At 68.2% G+C, this 24,255-nt stretch carries 22 protein-coding genes; 7 read left to right on the plus strand and 15 right to left on the minus strand.

Annotated elements, in window-relative coordinates; all coding sequences use genetic code 11:
* Positions 1-49 precede the first annotated feature (49 nt).
* From U6958_RS19450 to tolB, 4 genes are all read right to left on the minus strand, one after another.
* A complete protein-coding gene (locus U6958_RS19450) occupies positions 50-877 on the minus strand; it encodes a ThiF family adenylyltransferase (RefSeq protein ID WP_046238572.1) in 828 nt (275 codons plus the stop codon).
* A complete protein-coding gene (gene ybgF, locus U6958_RS19455) occupies positions 877-1,659 on the minus strand; it encodes a tol-pal system protein YbgF (RefSeq protein ID WP_016446825.1) in 783 nt (260 codons plus the stop codon). The genes U6958_RS19450 and ybgF overlap by 1 nt, the downstream gene beginning before the upstream one ends.
* Positions 1,659-2,201 carry a peptidoglycan-associated lipoprotein Pal gene (gene pal / locus U6958_RS19460; protein WP_016446824.1) on the minus strand — a complete coding sequence of 181 codons (543 nt, stop codon included), beginning with the start codon at positions 2,199-2,201 and terminating at the stop codon, positions 1,659-1,661. Before pal ends, ybgF begins: the two co-directional genes overlap by 1 nt.
* A gap of 78 nt (positions 2,202-2,279) precedes the next feature.
* Positions 2,280-3,599: a Tol-Pal system beta propeller repeat protein TolB gene (gene tolB / locus U6958_RS19465; RefSeq protein WP_016446823.1), complete on the minus strand. Its 1,320-nt coding sequence runs from the start codon at positions 3,597-3,599 to the stop codon at positions 2,280-2,282.
* A gap of 189 nt (positions 3,600-3,788) precedes the next feature.
* Here tolB and msbA point away from each other — a divergent pair, with 189 nt between their 5' ends.
* The gene (gene msbA, locus U6958_RS19470) at positions 3,789-5,606 is read left to right on the plus strand and encodes a lipid A export permease/ATP-binding protein MsbA (protein ID WP_016452860.1); all 1,818 of its coding nucleotides are present in this window, start codon (positions 3,789-3,791) and stop codon (positions 5,604-5,606) included.
* Positions 5,607-5,661: 55 nt separating this feature from the next.
* On the opposite strand, the gene U6958_RS19475 is transcribed toward msbA, so the two are convergent.
* The 6 genes from U6958_RS19475 to mltG form a co-directional block, all read right to left on the minus strand.
* Positions 5,662-6,387, minus strand: coding sequence for an ankyrin repeat domain-containing protein (locus tag U6958_RS19475; protein ID WP_016446821.1), 726 nt, complete (start codon positions 6,385-6,387; stop codon positions 5,662-5,664).
* Entirely contained in the window at positions 6,384-7,190 is an 807-nt protein-coding gene (locus U6958_RS19480) for a TatD family hydrolase (protein ID WP_074922852.1), read from the minus strand. Before U6958_RS19480 ends, U6958_RS19475 begins: the two co-directional genes overlap by 4 nt.
* A gap of 96 nt (positions 7,191-7,286) precedes the next feature.
* Positions 7,287-7,646, minus strand: a complete 360-nt coding sequence (locus tag U6958_RS19485; RefSeq protein WP_016446819.1) for a PilZ domain-containing protein — start codon at positions 7,644-7,646, stop codon at positions 7,287-7,289.
* A 128-nt stretch (positions 7,647-7,774) separates the two neighbouring features.
* Entirely contained in the window at positions 7,775-8,824 is a 1,050-nt protein-coding gene (locus U6958_RS19490) for a DNA polymerase (RefSeq protein ID WP_043790344.1), read from the minus strand.
* Entirely contained in the window at positions 8,821-9,507 is a 687-nt protein-coding gene (tmk, locus tag U6958_RS19495) for a dTMP kinase (protein ID WP_016446817.1), read from the minus strand. The genes U6958_RS19490 and tmk overlap by 4 nt, the downstream gene beginning before the upstream one ends.
* Before the next feature lie 69 nt (positions 9,508-9,576).
* Positions 9,577-10,578, minus strand: a complete 1,002-nt coding sequence (gene mltG, locus U6958_RS19500) for an endolytic transglycosylase MltG (protein WP_016446816.1) — start codon at positions 10,576-10,578, stop codon at positions 9,577-9,579.
* 46 nt (positions 10,579-10,624) lie between these two features.
* Here mltG and U6958_RS19505 point away from each other — a divergent pair, with 46 nt between their 5' ends.
* Positions 10,625-11,572: a folate-binding protein YgfZ gene (locus U6958_RS19505; RefSeq protein WP_074922851.1), complete on the plus strand. Its 948-nt coding sequence runs from the start codon at positions 10,625-10,627 to the stop codon at positions 11,570-11,572.
* A gap of 35 nt (positions 11,573-11,607) precedes the next feature.
* Here the strand turns inward: U6958_RS19505 and U6958_RS19510 are convergent, their stop codons facing one another.
* Positions 11,608-12,471 (minus strand): YbgC/FadM family acyl-CoA thioesterase, encoded by an 864-nt coding sequence (locus U6958_RS19510; RefSeq protein WP_046987602.1) that lies wholly within the window; start codon positions 12,469-12,471, stop codon positions 11,608-11,610.
* 46 nt (positions 12,472-12,517) lie between these two features.
* Entirely contained in the window at positions 12,518-13,522 is a 1,005-nt protein-coding gene (locus U6958_RS19515) for an alpha/beta hydrolase (protein ID WP_074922850.1), read from the minus strand.
* Positions 13,523-13,794: 272 nt separating this feature from the next.
* Between U6958_RS19515 and U6958_RS19520 the strand changes: the two genes are divergently transcribed.
* Positions 13,795-14,931: an iron-containing alcohol dehydrogenase gene (locus tag U6958_RS19520; RefSeq protein ID WP_074922849.1), complete on the plus strand. Its 1,137-nt coding sequence runs from the start codon at positions 13,795-13,797 to the stop codon at positions 14,929-14,931.
* A 25-nt stretch (positions 14,932-14,956) separates the two neighbouring features.
* Here the strand turns inward: U6958_RS19520 and U6958_RS19525 are convergent, their stop codons facing one another.
* The 3 genes from U6958_RS19525 to U6958_RS19535 form a co-directional block, all read right to left on the minus strand.
* Positions 14,957-17,542 (minus strand): AI-2E family transporter, encoded by a 2,586-nt coding sequence (locus U6958_RS19525; RefSeq protein WP_016452864.1) that lies wholly within the window; start codon positions 17,540-17,542, stop codon positions 14,957-14,959.
* 158 nt (positions 17,543-17,700) lie between these two features.
* Complete coding sequence (locus U6958_RS19530; RefSeq protein WP_244160503.1) at positions 17,701-18,570, minus strand: sensor histidine kinase; 870 nt, start codon at positions 18,568-18,570, stop codon at positions 17,701-17,703.
* A gap of 60 nt (positions 18,571-18,630) precedes the next feature.
* On the minus strand, positions 18,631-19,410 hold the full coding sequence (locus tag U6958_RS19535; protein WP_016446810.1) for a response regulator transcription factor: 780 nt from the start codon (positions 19,408-19,410) through the stop codon (positions 18,631-18,633).
* Between the two features lie 672 nt (positions 19,411-20,082).
* On the opposite strand from U6958_RS19535, the gene U6958_RS19540 reads away from it, so the two are divergent.
* The 4 genes from U6958_RS19540 (at position 20,083) to U6958_RS19555 (ending at position 24,240) form a co-directional block, all read left to right on the plus strand.
* Complete coding sequence (locus U6958_RS19540; protein ID WP_016446809.1) at positions 20,083-20,544, plus strand: hypothetical protein; 462 nt, start codon at positions 20,083-20,085, stop codon at positions 20,542-20,544.
* A 98-nt stretch (positions 20,545-20,642) separates the two neighbouring features.
* Complete coding sequence (locus U6958_RS19545) at positions 20,643-21,068, plus strand: hypothetical protein (protein WP_074922848.1); 426 nt, start codon at positions 20,643-20,645, stop codon at positions 21,066-21,068.
* Between the two features lie 242 nt (positions 21,069-21,310).
* Positions 21,311-22,948, plus strand: a complete 1,638-nt coding sequence (locus U6958_RS19550; RefSeq protein WP_074922847.1) for a DUF4384 domain-containing protein — start codon at positions 21,311-21,313, stop codon at positions 22,946-22,948.
* A 47-nt stretch (positions 22,949-22,995) separates the two neighbouring features.
* Complete coding sequence (locus U6958_RS19555; protein WP_016446806.1) at positions 22,996-24,240, plus strand: SEL1-like repeat protein; 1,245 nt, start codon at positions 22,996-22,998, stop codon at positions 24,238-24,240.
* Positions 24,241-24,255 lie beyond the last annotated feature (15 nt).

The raw sequence follows: 24,255 nt of genomic DNA on the forward strand, positions 1-24,255 counted from the left end.
TCAGATGCTGCTCAGCGAAGACATAGATTCTAGCACCAAATTTTACGCCTCAATTCTTGATGCGGCTCAGTTGATCGATGACCCAGCCTGCGGCGCACTGGCCGAAGGTGGCGGTGACGGCTACCACCGAGCCGTAGCCGTGGCAGTTGAGCGTGCCGTCGCCTTCGATGGCGCAAGAGGCATCGGGCGGGGCGACGGCCTCGCGGCTGAAGACGCAGGCGATACCGATGCGCTTGCCTTCCTTGGGTGCGCCATGCTCGCGGCGCAGGCGGTAGCGCAGTTGGGCCAGCAAAGGGTCGTGCGTGGTGGCGCTGAGGTCTTCGATGTCCACCTTGTGCGCCAGGCGCTTGCCGCCGGCCGCTCCGACCGAAATGAAGCACTGGCGCGTGGCGCGCGCATGGGCGGCCATGGCAGTCTTGGCCTTGACCTGGTCACAGGCGTCGATGACGGCGTCCGCGTTCTGGGGCAGCAGGCGCAGCCAGTTGTCCGGATCCACGAAGTCGTCGATGCAGTGCACGCGGCAGGCCGGGTTGATCTGGGCAATGCGCTCGCGCATGGCTTCGATCTTGGCCTGGCCCACGGTGGTGGAGAGCGCGTGAATCTGGCGGTTGATGTTGGACTCGGCGACATGGTCCATGTCGATGAGTGTGAGCTCGCCCACACCGCTGCGCGCCAGCGCCTCGGCGGTCCACGAACCCACGCCGCCGATGCCCACCACGACGACGTGTGCGGCGCGGATGCGCGCGGCGCCCGGCACGCCATACAAGCGCTCCAGGCCGCCGAAGCGGCGCTGCAGGTCGGCATCAGAAAAAACAGCGCCTGCTTCAGGCGCTGTCTTGTCTTCTCCCGGAAGGGATGAAGAGACCGTGTCGTTCATCACTTGAGACTGGCGAGACGGTTCTTGGCCGCGGCTGCGGCTTCGGCGTTGGGATAGGCCTTGATCAGGTCTTCCAGCGTCTTGCGCGCGCCCTTGGTGTCCTTCATCTCGATCTGGCAGTTGGCGATGGACAGCGCCGCCTCCGGCGCCCGGCCATGCATGGGGGCTGCCGCCAGCAGCGCGCGGAAGTTGGAGATCGCGTCCTTGTAGTTGCGATTGGCGTACTGCGCGTTGCCCAGCCAAAAGCGTGCCGAGGGCACGTAGCCGCTCTTGGGCCACTGGTTCAGGAAGGACGAGAATGCCGTGCCGGCTTCGGCAAAGCTGCCTGCGCGGAACTGCGCCAGCGCGGCTTCGAAGTCGCGCTTCTCTGCCGGGTCGGCCGCGAATTCCTGGCCGTCCACCGTCACCGTGACCGGCTCGAACTGGCGCAGGCGCTCGTCCACGCCCTTGGCGATGTCGCGCTGGCCGCGCTGCAGCTCGGCCACATCGCGCAGCAGCTGCTCGTTCTGGCCGCGCAGCTTGGCTTGCTCGGACTTGAGCTGCTCGATCTGCGACTGCAGTTCGAGCAGGCCACGGCGCGTTTGCGCGCTTTCCTCGGTCATGCGCTGCTGCGACTGCTGCATGCTGTCGACACGCTGGCGCATTTCGAGGATGGCGCGGCGCGCCTCGTCATCGCCGAACAGCGCGGCATGGCCGCTGGCGGCGTAGCCGACCATCAGGCCGGCAGCCAGCAGCGTGCGCAGCGCGGTGCGATGCAGGATCGGGGAGCGCTGCATGTTCATCAACGGTAGGACAGTTCAGCGCGGCGGTTTTGCGCGTAGGCGTCTTCGGAATGGCCTTCGGAGGCAGGCTTTTCCTTGCCGTAGCTCACGGCTTCCATCTGCGCGTCGCTCACGCCCAGCAGGCCCAGCGAGCGGCGCACGGCTTCAGCGCGCTTTTGGCCCAGGGCCAGGTTGTATTCGCGGCCGCCGCGCTCGTCGGTGTGGCCTTCGATCTGGACCTTGCGTGCAGAAGACGCCTTCAGGAAGCGTGCATGGGCTTCTATCTGGGGCTGGGCGTCGGCCTTGACGACGTAGCTGTCGAAGTCGAAGTAGACGATGCGGCTGACGCCCTGGGGACCTGCCTTGTCGGCAGCCGAGCCGGTCAGGTCCACGCCCGAGATGCCGCTTTGCGAGGTGCTGCCGGTGCCGGCACCGCTGCCCTGGCCCGTGCTGGAGGCGCCCGCGTCGGTGACCGGGGTTTCGTCGAGCTTGACGCCCGAGCTGCAACCTGCCATGAGTGCGGTGACTGCAAGTGCCAGGGAAAGTCGTTTGATGGTGATCATGAAAAATCTCCGTATGTCCGGATGGACTTCGTGCTGAGTTGACTTGTTGACTGAAAAGAAATCGAGGAAGCCGGGCTATCACTGGCGCTGGAACGGACCCCAGTCGGGCTCGCGGATGTCTCCGCCCTGCCCTGCCAGCCGCGCCTTGATCTTGCCGTCCAGCGTGGTGGTCATCAGGGACTCGCGGCCCTGCTGCAGCGTGGCGTAGACGATCAGGCGGCTGTTGGGAGCGAAGCTGGGGCTTTCGTCCGCCGTGGTGTCGGTGATGGCATTCACGGTGCCGGTGCCCAGGTCCATGACGTGGAGCTTGAAGCCGCCGCCCACGCGCGAGATGTACGCAAGCCACTTTCCATCGGGGCTGACACTGGGCGAGATGTTGTAGTTGCCGGTGAAGGTGACGCGCTCCGCGCTTCCGCCGGAAGCCGGCACCTTGTAGATCTGCGGGGCGCCGCCACGGTCGCTGACGAAGTAGATGGAGCGGCCGTCGCTGGAGAAGTTCGGCTCGGTGTCGATGCCGCTGCTTTGCATCAGGCGGCGGGGCTCGCCGCCCTGGGCGCTGATCAGGTACAGCTGCGAACCACCATCACGGCTGAGCGTGACGGCCAGCGAGTTGCCATCGGGCGCCCAGGCCGGCGCGCTGTTGGAGCCCCGGAAGTTGGCGACCAGACGACGGCGGCCGCTGGCCACATCGTGCACATAGACCACGGGCTTGCGCGACTCGAAGGACACATAGGCCAGCTGGGTGCCGGTGGGCGACCAGGCGGGCGAGATGATGGGTTCCGGGCTGGACAGGGCGGACTGCGCGTTCTCGCCATCGGCATCGGCCACCCACAGGCGGTAGTTGCTTCCTGCCTTGGTCACGTAGGCGATGCGTGTGGAGAACACGCCTTTCTCGCCCGTGAGTTTCTCGTAGATGTAGTCGGAGATGCGGTGGGCCACCAGGCGCAGGTCGCCGGTGGTGACGGCAAAGCCCTGGCCGCCCAGGTCCTGGCCCTTGACCACGTCCCAGAGGCGAAAGCGCACGTCGTAGCGGCCATCGGCCAGGCGCGTGATGCTGCCCACGGCCAGGGAATCTGCGCTTTTCTGGCGCCACATGGCGACATCGGGGCGCGAGGTTTCATCGAGTTGCACGCCGGCCGTGTCCACGGCGCGGAACTGACCGCTGCGCTCCAGGTCGGCCTGGATGATGGCCGAGATCTTCTGGGGCGCCTGCCCTTCTCCCTTGAATGCTGCAATGGCGATGGGCAACTGGGTCAGGCCCACGCCCGTCACTTCGACGCGGAACTGGGCCAGCGCGGGAATTGCGGGAGTGGAGGCAAGAGCGGCCAGCAGGGTTCGGCGCGAAGGGCGCGGCACGGCCGCCAGGGAGGAAGGAGAAAGGAGTCGGTCAATAGTCATTGGCATTCATCAATATCTACGGGAAGACCCCGGTACTTGCACAGGTGCGAATGTTACACACACTGGATGCGTCACGATGTAAGAACGTGCACTGTAGGGTCTGTCGGCCCAGGCTTTGTCGATCCCCGCCAGCCGCATCGGTTCCCCATGGGGCAGCCCCAGGCAAGCCCGCCGTAAAATCCGCGCTTCATGCACGCACCATCCTCACCGCCGCCGGCCCCTGCGCCGTCCGCCGCACCGGCGGCCCATGATCTCGCCAGCACCCTGACCCTGTCGCAGCGCCTGAAGCGCCTGTCCCCCTATTTTGGTGGTCAGCGCCTGGCCTGGACGATGGCCGTGGCCGCCACGCTGGTGGGTGCGGTCACCGAGCCGTTGATACCGGCATTGCTGCAGCCGCTGCTGGACAGCGGCTTCACCGACGGCACGCTGCCCCTGTGGTCGGTGCCGCTGGCCATCATCGGCGTGTTCCTGGTGCGGGGCCTGTCGCAGTTCGTGGGCCAGTACGCGCTGGCGCGCATTGCCAACGAGGGCATGCTGGCGCTGCGCAGGCGCCTGTTCGAGCGGCTGCTGGCGGCCGACATGGCCTTGTTCTCGCGCCAGTCGGCCTCATCGCTGTCCAACACCGTGGTCTATGAGGTGCAGACCGGCTCCACCCTGCTGGTGCAGGCCATGCTGGGCATCTCGCGCGATGGCTTCACCCTGGTGGCGCTGCTGGGCTACCTGCTGTATCTGAACTGGCAGCTGACGCTGGTGGTGGCCGCCGTGGTGCCGGGCGTGGCCTGGATCATGAAGACGCTGTCGCGCCGCCTGTACCGCATCACCAAGATCAGCCAGGAAGCCACGGACTCCCTGGCCTATGTGGTGGAGGAGAACGTGCTGGCCCACCGCATGGTGCGCCTGCATGGCGCGCAGCAGGGCCAGCAAAAGCGCTTTGGCGGCCTGAGCGGGCAACTGCGCAAGCTGGCCATCAAGGCCACCATCGCCTCTGCGGCGATGACGCCGCTGACCCAACTGCTGGCCGCTGCTGCCCTGTCGGCCGTGATCTGCATCGCGCTGTGGCAAAGCCGGGGCACGGGAGCCGCCGCGGCCAATGTGCAGGATGTGACGGTGGGCAGCTTCGCGGCCTTCATCACGGCCATGCTGATGCTGATTGCCCCCATCCGCCGCCTGGCCGATGTGGCCAACCCCATCACGCGCGGCGTGGCGGCGCTGGAGCGCGGCCTGCACCTGCTGGAGGGCTCGGGCGACGAGACCGGCGGCACCCAGGTGCCCGGCAAGGCGCGTGGCGAGATCGAGCTGCGCGACGTGTCCGTTCAGTTTGGCGAGGACAAGGCGCCCGCCCTGAGCCATGTGGACCTGCGCGTGCGCCCCGGCGAGGTGGTGGCCCTGGTGGGGCCGTCCGGCGCCGGCAAGACCACGCTGGTGAACCTGCTGCCGCGCTTTCTGCAGCCCACGGATGGGCAGTTGCTGCTGGACGGCACCCCCCTGCCCGAATGGGATCTGGCCGCCCTGCGCCAGCAGTTCGCCATGGTCAGCCAGGATGTGGTGATGTTCAACGACACCATTGCCGCCAATGTGGCGCTGGGTGGCGTGGAAGACGAGGCACTGCTGTGGGCGGCGCTGGACGCCGCCAACCTGGGCTCGCACGTGCGCGGCCTGCCCCAGGGCCTGCAGACGGTGGTGGGACACAACGCCAGCCAGCTGTCCGGCGGCCAGCGCCAGCGGCTGGCGATTGCGCGGGCGCTGTACAAGGATGCGCCGGTCCTGATTCTGGACGAGGCCACCTCGGCACTGGACAACGAATCCGAGCGCCTGGTGCAGGAGGCGCTGACACGGCTGATGCAGGGCCGCACGACCCTGGTCATCGCCCACCGGCTGTCCACCATCGAGCATGCCGACCGTGTGGTGGTGATGGAGCGCGGCCGCATCGCCGAGCAAGGCACGCATGCCGAACTGCTGGCGCGCGACGGGCTGTATGCCAGGTTGAGCAGGAACCACGCCACCTGAGCGGACAGGATTGGGGGCGGCCATGCCGCTTTCGCTTGCGGCTTGCAGCTGGCGGCTACCAGCTCCCGCGCGATGGCTGGGTCTTGCGTTCGGCCTTGATGGCCTTGGTGAGTTTGTCGACCATGTATTGGCGGTCCACCTGCCTGGCGAAGTCGGCGGCGGTGAAGCCGCGCTGGTTGCGCAGGATGACGTCGGCGCCTTCGGCGATGAGCAGGTCCACCACGGCTTCGCTGCTGTACTGGGCAGCCAGCATCAGCGGCGTGGTGCCGTTGGGCGATTCGGCGTCGATGTAGGCGCTTTTGTCCAGCAGCAGCTTGATGATGTCCAGCGTTTGGGGCAGGTCGGCCGAGGTGGCGTAGTGCAGCGGTGTCCAGCCGGGGCGGTTGACATCGGCGCCCCGGCGGATGAGTTCCTTGGCCAGGTCCAGGTGGCCCTTGATGCAGGCCATCATCAGCGGCGTTTCGCCCTGCTGCGAGGCTTCGTTGACCTTGATGCCGGGGGACTTGAGCAGCACGTCGAAGACGCCCAGGGAGCCCTGGTGCAGGGCCGCAACCAGGCCCGGGCGGCCGCGCGTGTCGCGCGTGTTGGGATCGAAGCCGCGAAAGATCAGGTTGACCATGGCGCGCTCGTTGTCGCTGACGATGGCACGCACGTAGTCGTCGTACTGGCTGGCGTGCGCCAGCCCGGCACCGGCTGCAGCCACGGCCGTCAGGGCGCGGCCGGCCCGGGCCAGCCAGCGGCGACGGTCCACGCGGCCGACGGCCGCAGCATTCAGTCTCATGCGACAACCCCCTTGAAAAGCTGATCGAAGTTGGCACTGGTCAGGGCCGCCACCTCCTCGACCGGAATGCCGCGCACCTGTGCAATCTGCTGGGCCACGTACGGCACATACGACGGATTGTTGGTCTTGCCGCGATAGGGAACGGGCGCCAGATAAGGGCTGTCGGTCTCGATCAGCAGGCGGTCGGCCGGCACGAAGGCGGCCACGTCGCGCAGGTGCTGGGCGTTCTTGAAGGTGACGATGCCCGACATCGAGATGTAGTAGCCCAGGTCCAGCGCCGCGCGCGCGACCTCCATGGTCTCGGTGAAGCAGTGGAAGACACCGCCGGCCTGGCCTGCCGAGCCGTCCTCGCCTTCTTCACGCAGGATGGCCAGCGTGTCGTCCGAGGCACTGCGGGTATGGATGACCAGGGGCTTTTGCGTCTGGCGCGCCGCGCGGATGTGCACGCGAAAGCGCTCGCGCTGCCACTCCATGTCGGCAATGGTGCGGCCGCCTTTGCGGTCTTCCATGCCGTAGTAGTCCAGGCCCGTCTCGCCGATGGCGACCACGCGCGCCAGCGCGGCGCGCTCCACCAGGTCGCCCACGCTGGGCTCGGTCATGTGTTCAGTATCGGGGTGCACGCCCACGGTAGCCCAGAAGTTGTCGTGGTCCAGCGCCAGCTGGTGCACATCGCCGAACTCCTCCATCGTGGTGCAGATGCACAGCGCACGCGTGACACGCGCGGCCGCCATGGCCTCGCGGATCTCGGGCAGGCGGCTTTGCAGCTCGGGGAAGTTCAGATGGCAGTGGGAATCGGTAAACATGGAATCTCGTGGTTCAGAAACAGCCATGCCGACCCGGGAGCTGTCCTCCCTGTCGGCATGCATGGCAGGCAGGTGCACCTGAAACAGGTGCAGCCATCAGACCGTCTGCGTGGCCTTGTCCGAGCTCAGCGCCGCGCCCAGGATGTTCTCGATCTTGGCCTTGAGCTCGGCGGATTTCTCGTCCTTGGGAAACTGTATGCCTATGCCCTGCGTGCGGTTGCCCGAGGCGCGTGCGGGCGTGATCCACGCCACGCGGCCGGCCACGGGATAGCGCTGGGGCTCGTCGGGCAGGGTCAGCAGCACGTAGACATCATCGCCAAGACGGTACTCGCGCTGCGTGGGCACGAAAACGCCCCCTTCTGCGAACATGGGAATGTAGGCGGCGTACAGCGCGGCCTTTTCCTTGATCGCCAGTTGCATCACGCTGGGACGGGGTGTGGAGGGTGCGGTGCTCATGGATGGTTTGCAGACATTGGTTCGGTGAGCGGCCGGCGCAATCGGCACCGGGCCCAGGGCCGTAGGTTAACAGGCCGGGCTTTCATGTGGCGAAAAGCGCCTGGCCATATTCTCCCGTGCCCCGCCCTTCATGCCCGGCGCTGGCGGGCAGGCTGGCCGGACATGAGCACGCGCCGCGCCTCTGCGGCCAGGGCTTCTGCCATGAGGCCTGCGTTGAAGGGATGGTCGGCCGTGCGCGCGGCCTGGGCCAGGGTTCGCGACCATTCGGAAAGCAGGCCCATGTCCAGCGGCCGCGAAGGCAGGTCGGCCGGTGTGAAGTAGCGCGGCGCGGCGCCTGCGGCCAGTGCCATCAGGTCGTGGCAGATCTTTTGCAAGGCCTCCACGGCATGGGGCGGCGCGTAGGCGGCCAGGGCCGCCACATCGCCCTTGGCCAGCGCACGCGGCAGCTGTGACCACGACGCCATGTCGCTGCCGCCACCGCTTTGCGCCAATGCCAGTGCATCGCCGGGCCGCCCGCCTGCTGCGCGCAGCGCCACGGCGGCCGCTTCAGGGGGCACGCCCTGCGTGTCCAGCCAGGAAAGGGCCTCTTGCTGATCCGGCCAGGCCATGGTGTGGATCAGGCAGCGGCTGCGAATGGTGGGCAGCAGCTGGTGCGATGCCTCGCTGGCGAGCACGAAACGCGCATCGCCGGGCGGCTCCTCCAGCGTCTTGAGCAGCGCATTGGCCGTGATGGCATTCATCTGCTCGGCCGGATAGACCAGCACGGCCTTGCCGCGCCCGCGCGCGCTGGTGCGCTGGCAGAACTCCACGGCGTCGCGCATGGCCTCGACACGGATTTCCTTGCTGGGCTTGCGCTTCTTGTCGTCGATGTCGGCCTGGGCCTTCTCGGGCAGGGGCCAGCCCAGCGCCATCATCTGCACCTCGGGCATGAGCACGCACAGGTCGGCATGGGCGCGCACGTCGATGGCATGGCAGCTGCCGCAGTGGCCGCAGGCGCCCTGCGGCGACGGCGACTCGCAGAGCCAGGCACGCACCAGTGACAGCGACAGCGCGTACTGCCCCAGGCCCGAAGGCCCCTGCAGCAGCCAGGCATGGCCGCGCTGTGCGAGCAGGCGTGTGCGCTGTTCGGCAATCCAGGAGGTGTCGGTCTCGGCCGGCTGTGGCAGGGCTTCGTTCATGCCGCACCTCCCTGGCCGCCGACCATGATGGCCAGCCAGCCCCGGCGCACCATGACCTGCGTGATCTGCTGCCAGACCGCATGCCGGCTGGCGTTGGAGTCGATGCGGGCAAAGCGCTGGGGCGCTGCTGCAGCGCGCGACGCATAGCCCTGGGCCACGCGGGCGAAGAAGCTGCCGGGTTCGGACTCGAAGCGGTCCGGCACGCGGGCCGAGGCCAGGCGCTCGGCGGCCACCTCGGCGGGCAGGTCGAACCAGAGCGTCAGGTGGGGCTCGCGCAGCAGATCGGGCTGGGGGGCGGTGCCCGTCTGCACCATGCGCTCCAGCGTGGCCAGCGGCTGCAGGTCGAAGCCACGGCCTGCGCCCTGGTAGGCAAAGGTGGCATCAGTGAAGCGGTCGCAGAGCACGACCTCGCCGCGCGCCAACGCGGGCTCGATCACCTGCACCAGGTGGTCGCGTCGCGCGGCAAAGGCGATCAGCGCCTCGGTCAGCGGGTCCATGGCGTCGTGCAGCATCAGCGCGCGCAGCTTTTCGGCCAGCGGCGTGCCGCCGGGCTCGCGCGTGAGCGTCACCGTGCGGCCCTGGTCACGGAAAGCCTGGGCCAGCGACGCGATGTGCGAGGACTTGCCGGCGCCATCGATGCCTTCGAAGCTGATGAACAGGCCGGCGGGGGTTGCATTGGTCATATGGAAAGAGAGGATACGCAAGCGCCGCGGGAACCGCAGCAGCCCTGGGGAATATCTCAGGGCTTTTGCTCAGGGCTTTTGCTGGCCGCGCTGGTAGCGGTTGACGGCGCGGTTGTGCTCGTCCAGCGAGGCACTGAAATGGCTGGTGCCGTCTCCGCGCGCCACGAAATACAGCGCCTTGGTCTGGCTGGGCTGCACGGCGGCCATGAGGGCGGCCTTGCCGGGCATGGCGATGGGCGTGGGCGGCAGGCCCGCGCGGGTGTAGGTGTTCCAGGGCGTGTCGGTCTGCAGGTCGCGGCGGCGCAGGTTGCCGTCGAATTTCTCGCCCAGGCCGTAGATCACGGTGGGATCGGTCTGCAGCAGCATGCCGATGCGCAGGCGGTTGGTGAACACGCCTGCGATCTGGGCACGGTCGGCCGCGCGGCCGGTTTCCTTCTCGACGATGCTGGCCAGGGTCAGGGCCTCGTCGGGGCTCTTGAGTGGCGTGTCGGCCGAGCGCAGCGCCCAGACATCGGCCAGGCGCCGGTCCATGGCATGCAGGGCCCGGCGCAGCACGGCCAGGTCGGAGCTGCCCTTGGCGTAGGTATAGGTATCGGGGAAGAAGCGGCCCTCCGGCGCCACCCCGGGACGGCCCAGGGCCTGCATCAGGGCCGCATCGTCCATGCCCGCGCTTTCCTGGCGCAGGAATTCCTCGCGGGCCAGGGCTGCGCGCACCTGGCGCCAGTTCCAGCCCTCGACCAGGGTCAGCGCCTTGAGCGATTCCTCGCCACGCGCGAGCTTTTGCAGCAGCACATAGGGGGTCAGGCCCGTGGTCAGTTCATAGTTGCCGGCCTTGATCTGCCGGTCCTGCCCCGAGACGCGGAACCAGGCGTACAGCAGCCGCGCATCGGTCTGCACCCCGGCCTTGACCACTTCGCGGGCGACGCCGCGCGGCGTGGTGCCGGGTTCGACCTCCAGCTCCAGCGTGGGCTGGGACAGCGGCAGGGGCTGGTTCAGCCACCACCAGCCGGCACCGGCCAGCACGGCTGCCAGCACCAGCAGCATCATCAAAGCGCGAAAGATAAAGCGCACAACCTCGGTCCAAGCAAGCAATAGAGCGGCTGATCATAATTCAGCCATGACCCAGCCTTTACTGAACGGCATCGCCCCCGTTTCCCATCTCGGCGTGATACGCGCCCTCGGCGAAGACGCCGCCCCATTCCTGCATGGCCAGCTGACCAACGATTTCGCGCTGCTCGATCTGCAGCATGCGCGTCTGGCGGCGTTCTGCACGGCCAAGGGCCGCATGCTGGCCAGCTTCATCGGCTTCAAGCGCAGCAAGGACGAGATCCTGCTGCTGTGCGACCGCAGCCTGCTGGCACCCACGCTCAAGCGCCTGTCCATGTTCGTGCTGCGCGCCAAGTGCAAGCTCAGCGATGCCACGGCCGACTTCACCGTGCTCGGCCTGGCTGGCGATGCCGCCGTGCAGGCCCTGGGCGCGGCCGCCGCACCCTGGACCAAGACGGACGACGGGGCAGCCAGCCTGATCGCCCTGCACCCGGCCGCCGGCCAGCCGCGCGCCCTGCGCGTGGCCCCTGTCGGTGCGCCCCTGCCCGAAGGCCCCGCACTCAGTGAGGCCGATTGGCTCTGGAGCGAAGTCGCCAGCGGCATCGCCACGCTGTCGGCACCCGTGGTCGATGCCTTCGTGCCGCAGATGCTCAACTACGAATCGGTGGAAGGCGTGAATTTCAAGAAGGGCTGCTACCCGGGCCAGGAGGTGGTGGCCCGCAGCCAGTTCCGGGGCACGCTCAAGCGCCGCGCCTACATCGCCCATGCCCAGCAGCCGCTGGCAGCCGGCATGGAAGTCTTCACGCCCGAGGATCTGGAGCAGGCCACCGGCACCGTGGTCCAGGCCGCCCCGGCGCCCGGCGGCGGCTGGGACGCCATTGTCTCCATGCAGATCAGCTCGGCTGAGCAGCGCCTGCTGGCCCACGCCGCCCTGGGCGAGGGCCAGCGCGCCGATGCCGCGCAGGCCGTGGCGCTGCAGCTCAAGCCCCTGCCCTACGCGCTGCGCGAGGACATTTGAGATTTGGGCCTTGCACCGCCTGAGCTGCCTGCAGCTCAGGCGGTGAGCACTTTCCTCATGGTGATGTGGGGAATGCCGGCCTCTTCATAGGGCTCGCCCTCGGGCGTGAAGCCCGCGCGCAGGTAGAACGACTCGGCATGGCGCTGCGCGTGCAGCACGATTTCGCGGTCGCCGCGCTGGCGGGAGGCCTCCACCAGGCTGTCCAGCACGATGCGGCCCCAGCGGCCGCCGCGCACGCTGCGGTCCACGGCCATGCGGCCGATCCTGCCCGCGCCGGGGCTGTCGCTGACCAGGCGGCCGGTGGCAATGGGCTGGCCCAGGCCGTTGTAGACCACGGCGTGGCGGGCCACGGGGTCGAACTCGTCGATCTCGATCTCGCGCGGCACGCCCTGCTCGTGCACGAACACGGCCAGGCGCAGGCGCTCGGCGTCGCGGCCCAGGTCGTTCCAGCTGCCCGATGCCACGCGCACCACGCTCTGGCCGGCCTCATAGGCCGTGAGCACGTCGCGCAGCTGCTGCGGCACGGGCAGCGGCTGGCGCGTGGTGGCATCGGCGAACACATAGACCAGTTCCACGGTGTTGAGCAGTTCCATGCCCCGGAAGATGCCGGCCTCGAACAACAGCGAGGTATTGCCCTGCCTGGCACAGCGTATGCCCACATGCAGCACGTCGCCCAGCGTGGCCGATGCGTGGTAGGTGGTGGTGGCCTTCTTGACGAACAGCTCGCCGCCCAGGGCCGCGAAGGATGACTCATAGGGCATGCCCAGCTGGCGCCAGTAGTCGGTGACGGCCACGTCGGCGTACATCAGGTAGTGGGCGTTGAAGACGATCTTCTGGGCGTCCACTTCGGACCAGCGCACTTCGATGCGTTGCAGCGTGCGGAAATCTTGGCGTTGCATGGGTTTTTCTCTCCTGTTGTCTTGGGTGTCTTGGGTGCCCTGGCTCTCAGGCCGCGAAGGCGTCGGCCAAGGCGCGCGCCATGTCGGCATGTGCACGGCGCGCTTCGGCAATGGCGCGGCCCATCTTGACGAATTCATGGGTCACGCCCCGGTAGATCTCCAGATCCACGGGCACGCCCGACATGCGCAGCTTGTCGGCGTATTCCACGCCCTCGTCCACCAGCGGGTCGCATTCGGCCAGGCCTATCCAGGCCGGGGCCACGCCGTCCACGTCAGGCGCCAGCAGCGGGGCGAAGCGCCAGTCCTCGCGGTCGGCAGGGCTGTTGAGGTACTGGGCAAAGAACCAGGTGATGGCCGGCTCGTCAATGACCAGCCCGTGGGCGAAACGGCGGTGCGAGTCAGTGTCCTGGTGGGCCGTCGTGCCCGGGTAGATCAGCAGTTGCAGGGCCAGCTTCAGGCCTGCATCGCGCGCATGGATGGCGCAGGCTGCGGCCAGCGTACCGCCCGCGCTGTCGCCGCCCACGGCCAGGCGTGCAGGGTCGGCGCCCAGCAAGGCGGCCTGCGAAGCCAGCCATTGCAGCGCATCCCAGGCGTCGTTGTGGGCCGTGGGGAATTTGTGCTCGGGCGCACGCCGGTAGTCCAGCGAGACCACCATGGCGCCCGAGAGGTGGGCCAACTGGCGGCACAGCACGTCATGCGTGGCCACGCTGCCCACGGTGAAGCCGCCGCCATGCAGGTACAACAGCACGGGCAGGCCAGAGGCCGGTGCCTGGGCACGCTCCTCAGGCGCATAGAGCCGAGCGGGCAGCAAGGCGCCATCGCGCGCGGGAATCTGCAGGTCCTCGACACGCGGCAGGACGGGCTTGGGAATTTCGAGCACGCCGGCGCCCGCCTCATAGGCGGCGCGCGCACCCTCGGCGCCCAGCTGGTGCATGGGCGTGCGTGCGGCGCGCTCCATGCGGCGCAGCACATCGCGCATCTGGTGGGTCAGGGACGCCGGCAGCGGCGTGGCGTGGGGGCGGGATTCGGGCTGGGGCACGTTCAGGAGCAAGTTCAGGGACAGGTTCGATCGGAGCCATCTGGCAAGGCAATGCGGCGCGGCCGGCAAGGCACGGCAGGCGCCGCGCAGCAGGCATTGTGCCGCGAGCACAAGGCCCTGGCAGCCATGCGATGGCAGTGCACGCCCGTGCTGTCGCCCCCGTGACCGCGCAGGCGCCCTCTCAGGGTTTGCTTTGTTTGCAGTGCAGCACGCGCGGTCTAGATTCGGCGCACTCCCCCTGATCCCCACCACGGGCCGCAGCGGCCCGCAACGAGTCACCGACCATGGCTTTCATCAACTACGTCACCCAGATCCAGTTTGACTTCGGCGCCGTGCGCCTGTTGCGCCAGGAGTGCGAGCGCGTGGGCATCACGCGGCCGCTGATCGTCACCGACCAGGGCGTCAAGGCGGCCGGCGTGCTGCAAAAGGCGCTGGATGGGCTGGGCGACATGCCGCACGCAGTGTTCGACCAGACGCCCTCCAACCCCACCGAGGCCGCCGTGCGTGCGGCCGCTGCAATCTACCAGGAGCAGCGCTGCGACGGCCTGATCGCCGTGGGCGGCGGCAGCGCCATCGACTGCGCCAAGGGCGTGGCGATTGCGGCCACGCACGAAGGGCCGCTGTCGCACTACGCCACCATCGAGGGCGGCTCGCCGCGCATCACCGAGCGCGTGGCACCGCTGATTGCCGTGCCCACCACCAGCGGCACGGGCAGCGAGGTGGCGCGCGGCGCCATCATCATCGTGGACGACCACCGCAAGCTGGGCTTTCACAGCTGGCACCTGGTGCCGCGCGCCGCCATCTGCGATCCGGAACTGACCTACGGCCTGCCCGCCATGCTGACGGCCGCCACGGGCATGGACGCCATCGCCCACTGCATGGAAACCTTCATGGCAGCCGCCTTCAATCCGCCTGCCGACGGCATTGCGCTGGACGGCCTCACGCGCGGCTGGGCACACATAGAACGCGCCACCCGCAATGGCCAGGACGCCGAGGCACGCCGCCAGCTGATGAGCGCCAGCATGCAGGGCGCCATGGCCTTCCAGAAGGGCCTGGGCTGCGTGCACAGCCTCAGCCACAGCCTGGGCGGCGTGAACCCGCGCCTGCACCACGGCACGCTCAACGCCATGTTCCTGCCCGCCGTGGTGCGCTTCAATGCCGAGGCCGAGAGCGTGCGCGCCGAACAGCGCCTGCAGCGAATGGCCCACGCCATGGGCCTGGCCTCGGGCAGCGACATTCCCGAAGCCATACGCGACATGAACGCCCGCCTGGGCCTGCCCACGGGCCTGGCCGCCATGGGCGTGGAGCGCGCCCAGTTCGCGACCGTGATCGGCGGGGCGCTCAAGGACCATTGCCACGGCACCAACCCGCGCCTGGCCAGCGCCGACGACTACGAGCAGATGCTGGCCACCTCGCTGTGAGCCGCCGTAGCCGCTGTGAGCGGGCTCAGTGGCCGGGCGGTGACTGCTCCGGTGACTGGGCGGGTGGCGGCGCCGGTACAGACGCGGAAGCGGGAGCGGGAGCGGGAGCCGGCGCCGGCACTGCGCCGCTTTCCATCATGCGGCGCACTTCCACGGTCTGCATCAGCTGCTCGGCCATGACGGCCAGCAGCTCCAGATCTGCCGGCGAGACCTCGCGCGGTGCGTCGTCCATGATGCAGAAGCTGCCCAGCACCGCGCCGTGGCGGTTCCTGAGCGGCACGCCTGCGTAAAAGCGCAGCCGCATGGCCTGCAGTGCGGGGTTGCCGGCAAACCGGGGGTCGCGCGCTGCGTCGTGCACCACCAGGGGCTCGCCGCCGTGCACCACATACGAGCAGATGGACTGCCCGCGCGGCATCCCGGCCGATGCGGGGTCGCCCTGGTCCGCCACCAGCAGGCTGCCGGGCGTGTGCACGCGGTCGGCATCGACCCATGAGACCTGGGCCCATTTCACGTCGAAGGCATTGGCGGCCTGCTGGGCTGCCTCGTGGTACAGCGGCGGCAGGCCGGGCCCGAGCACGCCGCTGTCGCGCAGCTGGCGCACGCGCTGCTCATCGTCATCGGGAATGGGCGCGGCCAGGCCCTGGCCTGCCGCGTCGGGCAGGCGCAAGGCGTCCACCCACAACTGCAGCTCGCGCAGGCTGGACACGCAGGCGGCGGCGCCGCAGCGGCGCGCGAACTCGGGGTCGGACACCACGGCCGGCGCATTCCACAGCGCCAGCACCACGCGCAGATGCGGCCAGTGGCGGCGCACCCGCCGCATGATCTGGCGCGCCACGGTCTGGGGCTGGGCGCTGAAGACCGAGAGCACCAGCAATTGCGCCTCGGCAAGGGCCTGTGCGCCTGCATGGCCCTGCGGCAGGCCGCCGCCCTCGCCCTGCCCCAGCTGGCGCCATTGCGGATCGGCCGCCAGCGCCCAGTCCGAGCAGCTGACCACGTGGCCGCGCAGCGCCTCGCTGTGCGCCACCATGGCCGCTGCCAGGGCATCGACCTCCCAGCGCGCGCCCACGCAATGGATGCGCAGGGCCCGCGAGGACAGGTCTGCGGGCGCGGGATGGCTTTCCCGCAGCTCCTCGACCAAGGCATCCATGCCGCTGGACAGGCGCAGCCGGTGCTCGGCCGTGGCCGACTCCAGGTGCTGCTGGGTGGCCAGGCGCAGCGCGGGGATCGCCACCTCGTCATAGAAGCCGGCCACTGCGGCCGAGCGTTCGTCCGCCGAGGCCCGCGCCGGCAGCCTTGCGTCCACCAGTTCATGCGCCAGCGTGACAGCATCTTCCACATCGTCGGCCAGCAGGCGCTGGTACAGCCGCTGGGCCGGACCCAGCACGGGGGAGCTGCCCAGCAGCACCTCCATGAACTGCAGCGCCGGTATGTAGCGGCCCAGCACCAGCAGGCAGACCGTGAGCGGCGTGGACAGGATCAGCCCTATCGGCCCCCACAGCGCCGTCCAGAAGGTCGCGGCCGCAATGATGGACAGCGTGGACAGGCCCGTGCTGCTGCCATACAGCCAGGGCTCGATGAGGTTGTTGCTGATCAGCTCCAGCGCCATGATCAGCCCCAGCGTCATCAGCAGCATCTGCCAGCCCGGATCCACCGCAAAGGCCAGCGCCAGCGGGAAGGCGGCAGAGATCATGGCGCCCACATAGGGAACGAACCGCATGATGGCCGCCAGCACCCCCCAGAGAATGGCGCCCGGCACGCCGATGAACCACAGCCCCGCCGCCATGGGCAGTCCATAGGTGATGTTGACCACGAACTGCATGCGCAGGTACTTGCCTATGCGCTGCGAGGCCTCGTCCAGCGCGTCGGTGGCCACATGCAGGTTGCCGCCCATCAGGCGCAGCAGCCGGTCGCGCAGGTCATCGCGGTCCAGCAGGATGAGGATCACGAAAAGCAGCACGATGCCGGCCGTGGTCACGGGCTCGGCCACTCGGCCCAGCCACTGCAGCATGCGCGCCGTGGGCTTTTGCTCGGGCGACTGGATCTCCACCTTCTGCACGCGGGGCGTGGTGGCGCCGCGGGAGATCTCACGCTCCACCGTGTCATAGGTGCGCAGGGCGCCGTCCCAGGCGCTGGGCATGTTGGCATTCCTGCGCAGGCTGCGCAGCTTGTCGCGGATGGTGCTCTGGTAGGTGGGCAGGTCGGCGCTGAGCTGCTGCACCTGGCTGCCCAGATAGGTACCCATTCCGGCCAGCGTTGCCAGCGCCATGACCACCACCAGCAGCGTCGCCGCCATGCGCGGCAGGCCCCAGCGCCTGAGCCGGGAGACCGCAGGATCGAGCAAAAAGCCGAACAGCAGCGCCAGGGCCAGCGGAATCAGCAGTCCCTGCCCGAAATACAGGCCCGCGATGATGATGCTGGCCACCAGCAGGCCGGTGAGCAGGCGCAGCGCAGGCACCATGTCGGCCAGCTGTGCCAGGCCCGGCAGGGCCGAACGCACGCTGCGTGCGAAAGCCGCGTCGGCAGCGGCCGCGTTGCCGGCCGCATCGGCTGCGGCGTTCTCAGCGCCTGGTTTTCTGGAAGGCGCTGGTGTGAGGTCGGGATGTGGATTCATGGGGGGACAGGCATCAGGGCTTGGATACGTGCGTGGATGCTGCCGCACTTGCGCCCATCGTGGGATTGCACAGCGCGCTGCGGGCCGGCCCTGTCAGCGGGCACCGCAATCGCTGGAACTCCGCCGCCGCCGCTGCCACAGCGCGCCAGCTCACCAGCTCACCAGCGCACACGCACCACCGTGCCGCCGCCAGCACGCGGCGCCAGGTCCAGCGTAGCCCCTATGGCGTGGGCACGGCGGTGCATGCCTGCCAGGCCCATGCCCTGCGCCTCATCGGGTGTACGGGGCGGCAGGCCGCGGCCGTCGTCTTCCACGCGCAACTCCCAGCGCAGCTCGCGGCGCGCGCCGGGATGGGCGCCGTTCGCCCGCGCAATACCCGGCGCCAGGGGCTGCAGCACCAGCCACAGCGTGCTGGCCTGTGCGTGCTGCAGCACATTGCTCACGGCCTCCTGGGTGATGGCAAGCAGGTGCTGGGACGACTGGCCTCGAGGAAGATCGGGCAGATCGGGCAGGCCCGGCTCGGACTGCGGATCGGCCACGCTCCAGCGGATCTGCATGCCACGGCGGTCCAGCACGGGCTGCAGCCGGTGGCGCAGGCGCGCCAGGCGCACGGGCAAGGCGTCCTCCACGGCGTCCATGGCGTCCACCAGCAGGCGCAGGTCCAGCAAGGCCTGCTCCAGCAACTCCTGCGCCTGGCGCTGCCGGGTTTCGCTCGGCTCCAGCAAGGCCATGGCATTCACCAGAAGGCCGCCCACGCCGTCGTGCAGATCGGCGGCAATGCGCCGGCGCTCGGCCTGCACCTCGCGCGAAGGCCGGGGGCTGCGCCTGCGCCGCCACAGCAGCAGCCTGCGCAGGCGCGAGGCACCCATCGCACACAGCAAGGCCGTCAAGACCAGCAGGGCCAGGCTGCACAGGCGAAGCCACAGCGGAGCCTGGTCGCCCTGCTGCCAAAGCCAGGCGCAAAGCGCCAGCATCTGCAGCAGGCCCAGTGCCAGGCAGACTGCCAATGCGCGAAGGGAGTCCTTCATGGCCATGCGGTGGGAAGCGGCGGCGGGGCGGGCCGCACGGGCCCCTGCGGCGCCAGCCAATCAGAACAGGCCGCGCAGCGATGCAAAGCGCACCGCCTGGGCGCGTGTGCGCACCTGCAGCTTGCGGTAGATGTTCTTGATGTGCGTGTTGACCGTCATGGCGCTGATCATCAGGCGCGAGCCGATCTCGGCGCTGGTGTAGCCGCTGGCGACCATGCGCAGCACCTCGCGCTCGCGGGTGGACAGGCGGTCCGCCTCGTCGGGCGAGCGGCGCTTGGGCTCGGCGCCCTGGGTCTTGTCGAAGCGCTGCAGCAACCTGCGCGCCAGGCTGGGAGTGACGGATGCGCCGCCATTGGCCACCTGCAGCACGGCCTGCGGGTAGTTGCCGAACCAGGAGTTCTTGACGAGGTAGCCCGTGGCACCCAGCTCGAAGGCGCGCAGCACCTGCTCGTCGTTTTCCATCACGGAGATGATGACGGCCTCGGCCGTGGGCCGCACGGTCTTCATCATGTCCAGCAGCTCGAAGCCCTCGCCGTCGCCCAGGTTCAGGTCGACCAGCATCACGTCAAACTCGTGCTGGCGAATGGCCTTTCGACCCTCTCGAACACTTCCGGCCTGGGCCACGACCAGGGTGCGCGGGTCGTTCATGATTTCCTGGGCAATGACCATGCGGATGTGGGCATCGTCATCGACCAGCAGCACGCGCACGGGCTTGTCGGGCTGGCCGGCCAGATAGTCTGGCCACATGGCGGAACTCAGGCCCGTGCCCAGCATGGCCTGGGCGCGCGAGGAATCGGCGATCAGGGGACGGGCATCGGCGGGAACGTCGGATGGATTCATGCTGTTCTCCTCAAATGTCACGTCATGTATATGACGCAACCGATCACATACGCGCCTTTCACATTAAGAGAAATCGCCACCGATATCCACAATCTTTGACGAAGTTTGTGAAAGATTGCGTAGCTTGCAAATTAACACATTTGTGTGAGAAGCCGGGTCCGTACTTTCTTGATCACCTGACCGGCAGGCCTGTCGGGCCTGGCAGGCCATGCCCTTGCCGATGCCCGCCATCCTCCCCTGGATCCGGCCCCATGACAGCCGCCGGTCCAACGCCTTCCTCCGGCGCCTGAACCAAGCGTATGCAATTCGATACACCAGGTTGTCTGGATGGCCCCATGCCCGCCGGATCAACGGCCTGAAGCGAAGCTGCAACTGCAAATTTTCTGTCGTTACACCTTGAAACTACCCAACTTCATTCACCTCCCAATGCCGCTGCTTTAACGCGATGCAGCCCGCCAGCCAAAGGTTTGGACGGGTAAGTACCCGCCACGTGGCTCAGCGCTCACGGCTACCCCGTACAAGAGATGGAACGGCAGGGGCACCCCAAGCACATTGGAGTCCAGACAACGAGCTGGGGTCCAGGGAGACAAGGCCGGAAACCTCCGCAAAGTGTCTGAAAAACGGGTGCTTACACACCTCTTCCTGATAGTCCGATCCTTCCAAGGAGCCATCATGAAATCGCTTGCAATTCTTTCCCTGTGCCTGATCGCAACCGCCGCCATGGCAGATCAAGACAACCGCTACAGCAGCAGCTCCAAGATCGAAATCGACGGACCCAGCGTCCAGGTCACGGTGCTGAACAGAAGCGGGGTGCTGAACATGGCAACGGGTGGCGGCAAGGCCTCCCAGAATCTGGCCAGCAATGCGGGCAATGTGTCCATCGACAACGGCGGCAGCTCTCTGCAGATCGTGGCAGCCTCGGGAACCGGCATCATGAACGTCGCCAATGGCTGGGGCGCCGTGGCCGTCAACAACCTCGCCTCCAACTACGGCGAAGTCGACGTGAATGACCTGTCGATTCAGGTCGTGGCGGCCAAGAACTCTGGCATCGTCAACTATGCCGGCAACGGCTCCACCGCAGTGCAGAACATCTCCAGCAACAACGGCTGCGTGACCTGCTACAACAATCGCTGAGCCTGGCTGCCGGGTGAAGGCAACTGCCGGACGGCCCCCGGCCAACCGGCATAGCCTTCCCGGCACCGACCCAGCCCTCCGCACCAGGAGAGCCCACCATGCATAACGCCGCCATTCTCTGCTCGGCTGCCCTGTTGGCCTGGCTCGCCCTCGGAGCGTCCTCCATCCACGCAGCCGCTCCGGGCGAAGACCCGGTGGTACTGAACAAGCCCGTGGACTATCTGAGGCTGCCGACGGCCAAGCCCACGACATCGACGGGGCTGGAAACCGTGACCGACATACCCATCAACATCAAGGCCAAGATAGCGCGCTATGAAGCCATGTCGATGAACAATGCTCCGGGCGTCGCCACAGATGCCGACGTGGTGACCACCACCACGATGAGCAGTGCCGGCATGAAGCGCACCTGCACGCAGGACATTGCCAGCAATACCAACGCAAGCGCATTCAATCGCTACGGGCCACAGACCGCCAAGGACCAGATCGTGGTTCTCAAGGGTGATCTGGTCAACGTCTGCCGATAGCGCGGCCGGCGGCCAGCCATCGGGCTGTGGGCCGCCCCGCCACTCTCGTCCCATATTTCCGGCGCCGGCGCCTGTGCGCGCCTGTGCCCTGGCTCGCCGTTTTCCAGCAGAGGTCCATCATGCGCAACAGCCTCCCATCGCCAGGACTTCCCCGCCACGATGCCGCGCCCCGGCCGGCAGACAGCGGCCACGCGGACTACCGAGGGGCTTGGCGCCAGCGATGGTCTGGCAGACAGGGCTGCATGCGGGTTGTCGCCAGCGCCGTTTCAGCCTCCATCGTGCTGCTGTCGGGTTGCGCGCCGCTGGATGCGCGCAAGGATTCCAAATACCTGGAAAAAGTCTATGCAGCCGACCGCCCGGTGGTGCGGCCGGTGCGCTCCATATCGAGCTTCTCCGATTCGCTGATGTGCATGGACAGGATGTTCCGCAACAGCCACATGCCCACGGTGCTGATCACCAGCAAGCAGTTGCCCGACTACACGGGCCGCGTGGCCGTGGCCGCCAAGGAGATGGTGGTCACCGCCCTGTCCCAGATGTCGCGCGTCAGCAGCGCCTTCCGCTACGTGGACTATGAGGTGGACATCGCCCGCCAGGACACGGTGCAGAACCTCACCACCATCTTGCTCAACAACAACCAGATCCAGCTGCAGCGCCCGGCCCTGTATGTGTCGGGCGCCGTGTCCTTCATGGACCAGAACGTGCTGCGCAACAACGTGGACATAGGCACCAGCGCCTCGCGCCTGGAAACCGGCTACAGCGCCAACCGCAGCGGCGCCGTGCTGGGCATGGAGCTGCACCTGGGCGACTTCCGCACGCGCACCATCATTCCGGGCCTGGATTCGGCCAACGAAGTCGTCATCGGCAACGGCAGCCAGGGTCTGGATCTGGCCGGCCGCATCGGCTCCTACGGCGTGCAGTTCAGCGTGGGCCGCGACTATGCCCAGGGCTCGGGCCCGGCCGTGCGCACCCTGGTCGAGCTGGGCATGATCGAACTGCTGGGCAAATGGTCACGCCTGCCCTACTGGCAGTGCCTGACGCTGGACCAGACCCATCCCGACTTCCAGCGCCAGCTGCGCGACTGGTATGAAGAAGGCGGGGCCGGCATCCACCAGGAGCTGGTGCGCCAGTCGCTGATCAGCAAGGGCTATCTGCCTCCCGACGCACCGGCCTTCACCGCAGGCAACCCGCAGTGGCGCGAGGCCATAGGGCGCTTCCAGGCCGACAGCGGCATGGTGGTCAATGGCGTGGTGGACTTCAGCACCTACGAGCGCGCACTGCGAGACTTCGTGGCCGTCAGCGCCGATGGACACATGACGCGCATCGGCTGGAACACCAAGAGCGCGGCACCGGTCACCACCGCCGCCGAGAACGTGGCCGTGGCCACGGGCGACTACCGCTACGGCGCCCCCGCGCCCGACCGCAAGCTGGACCTGTGGCTGGAGAACATCACGCCCACGCGCACCTCCTTCGAGACGGGTGAGCAACTGTTCCTGTCCGCCACCGTGTCGCGCGCCTCTTATCTGTCGTGCTTCATGGCGGGTGCCGACGGCGAGGTGGTAAGGCTCTTGCCCAACGATGTGAACCGCTCGGGCTGGATCACGGCCGCCCAGTCCGTGCGCCTGCCCGACTGGATGAGCCCCAACCCCGGCTATGTGATCAATGCCGGCCCGGCAGGCAAGGAAGGCGTGGCCTGCTTTGCCACCGAGCAGAACATGAGCGACAAGCTGCCCCAACTGCTGCAGAACAAGGCCTTCATCGCCATCCCGGGCATGCGCACACTGGAGGATGTCAACCAGGCCATGGCTAGCGGACTGGGCGCCGACCAGTACACAGGCATGGCCCGCTTCTGGCAAGTGGTTCCGGCCCTGGCCAAGCGCTGATGCGCCTGACAACCGCCCCGTCCACGAACCCACCGGAGGCACACGCCATGCCGTCCCACGCCCACGAACCGCTGTGCGCCGCCCGTGCGCAGCGGCTCGCAACTGCGCTGCGGTTGTCCGTCAGGCTCGTGCTGGCGGGCCTGCTGGTCCTGCCGCCCGGCGTGACGCCCGCCATGCCGGCGCATGTGCAGGCTGCCGCACGCTTCACGCCGGTGGCCCCCATCCGGGTGGCAACCACCGGCCTGTTCAGCGCACAGCCCGGCACCAGCAATATCTCATCCACCTCCGACACCGCCCAGCAACGGGCCCTGTCCCAGCTGCGCAGCCGCGCCGAAGGCAAGGGCGTGAGCCTGGCCACGCAGCGCGAGGCGCAATGGGTGATGGGCCTGCTGGCACTGCATGGCATTGCCATGGCGCAGGACGGGCCGCAGGCCAGGCAATGGTTCGAGCGCGCGCAGCGCGCCGGCCATCCGCTGGCCAGTGCGGGACTGGCCTGGTGCGCCATGGACGGCTGCGGCCAGCCGCCCGACCCACCGGCCGCAAGACCCTGGATCGCCCAGCTGGCCAAGACCGACCCGGCCCGCGCCCAGTACCTGGAATGGCTGCTGGCGCGGCGCCTGGCACCGCTGTCCACGGCCGAACCCGTGGGCGAGGCCTTGGCCGTGGCAGGCACGCCCGACCAGGAACTGCTGCAGCGCGCAGCGCGCTCCGGCAGCCCCGGCGCCCAATTGGAATGGGGCCTGGCCCTGCTCGCGCAGGACGAGCCCGAGGCAGCGCTGCGCCAGTTCCGCGCGGCAGCGGCGCGCTCATCCAGCGCCGCGACCAATGCACAGATGCTGGGCGAGCGCCTGCGGCCCGCAGGCCAGCTGGTGTCGGCGCAGGGCAGCTCCACGCCTGCAGCGCAGGGACCGCAGGCCATGCAGCGCACGCCGCAGCTGAGTGGAGCGCCCAGCGAGCAGGACATCCAGGTGCGCCAGCCCGTCACGGCCCAGCAGCAATGGGAGCAGGCGCAGCGCTACCACCGCGGCGACGGCGTGCCGGCCAACTACACCGAGGCGCTGCGCCTGTACCAGCAGGCCGCATCCCACGGCCATGTGGCATCGCGTCGCATGCTGGAGCTGATCTACTCGCGCCCCGCACCGGGCGGCGGCGTGGACATCGGATGGATGCAGCAGCTGGCGCGCATAGACCCCATGACCATGCAGCCCATGGCGCCCGTCAGCCCCGCGCCCTACCGGCGCGATCCCACGCCGCTGTTCGACATGGTGCCGGCGCCCTGGCACAGGCACTGAGGCAGGAGCGAGGCG

Source organism: Delftia lacustris, assembly GCF_040267515.1.
Lineage (GTDB): Bacteria > Pseudomonadota > Gammaproteobacteria > Burkholderiales > Burkholderiaceae_C > Comamonas > Comamonas tsuruhatensis.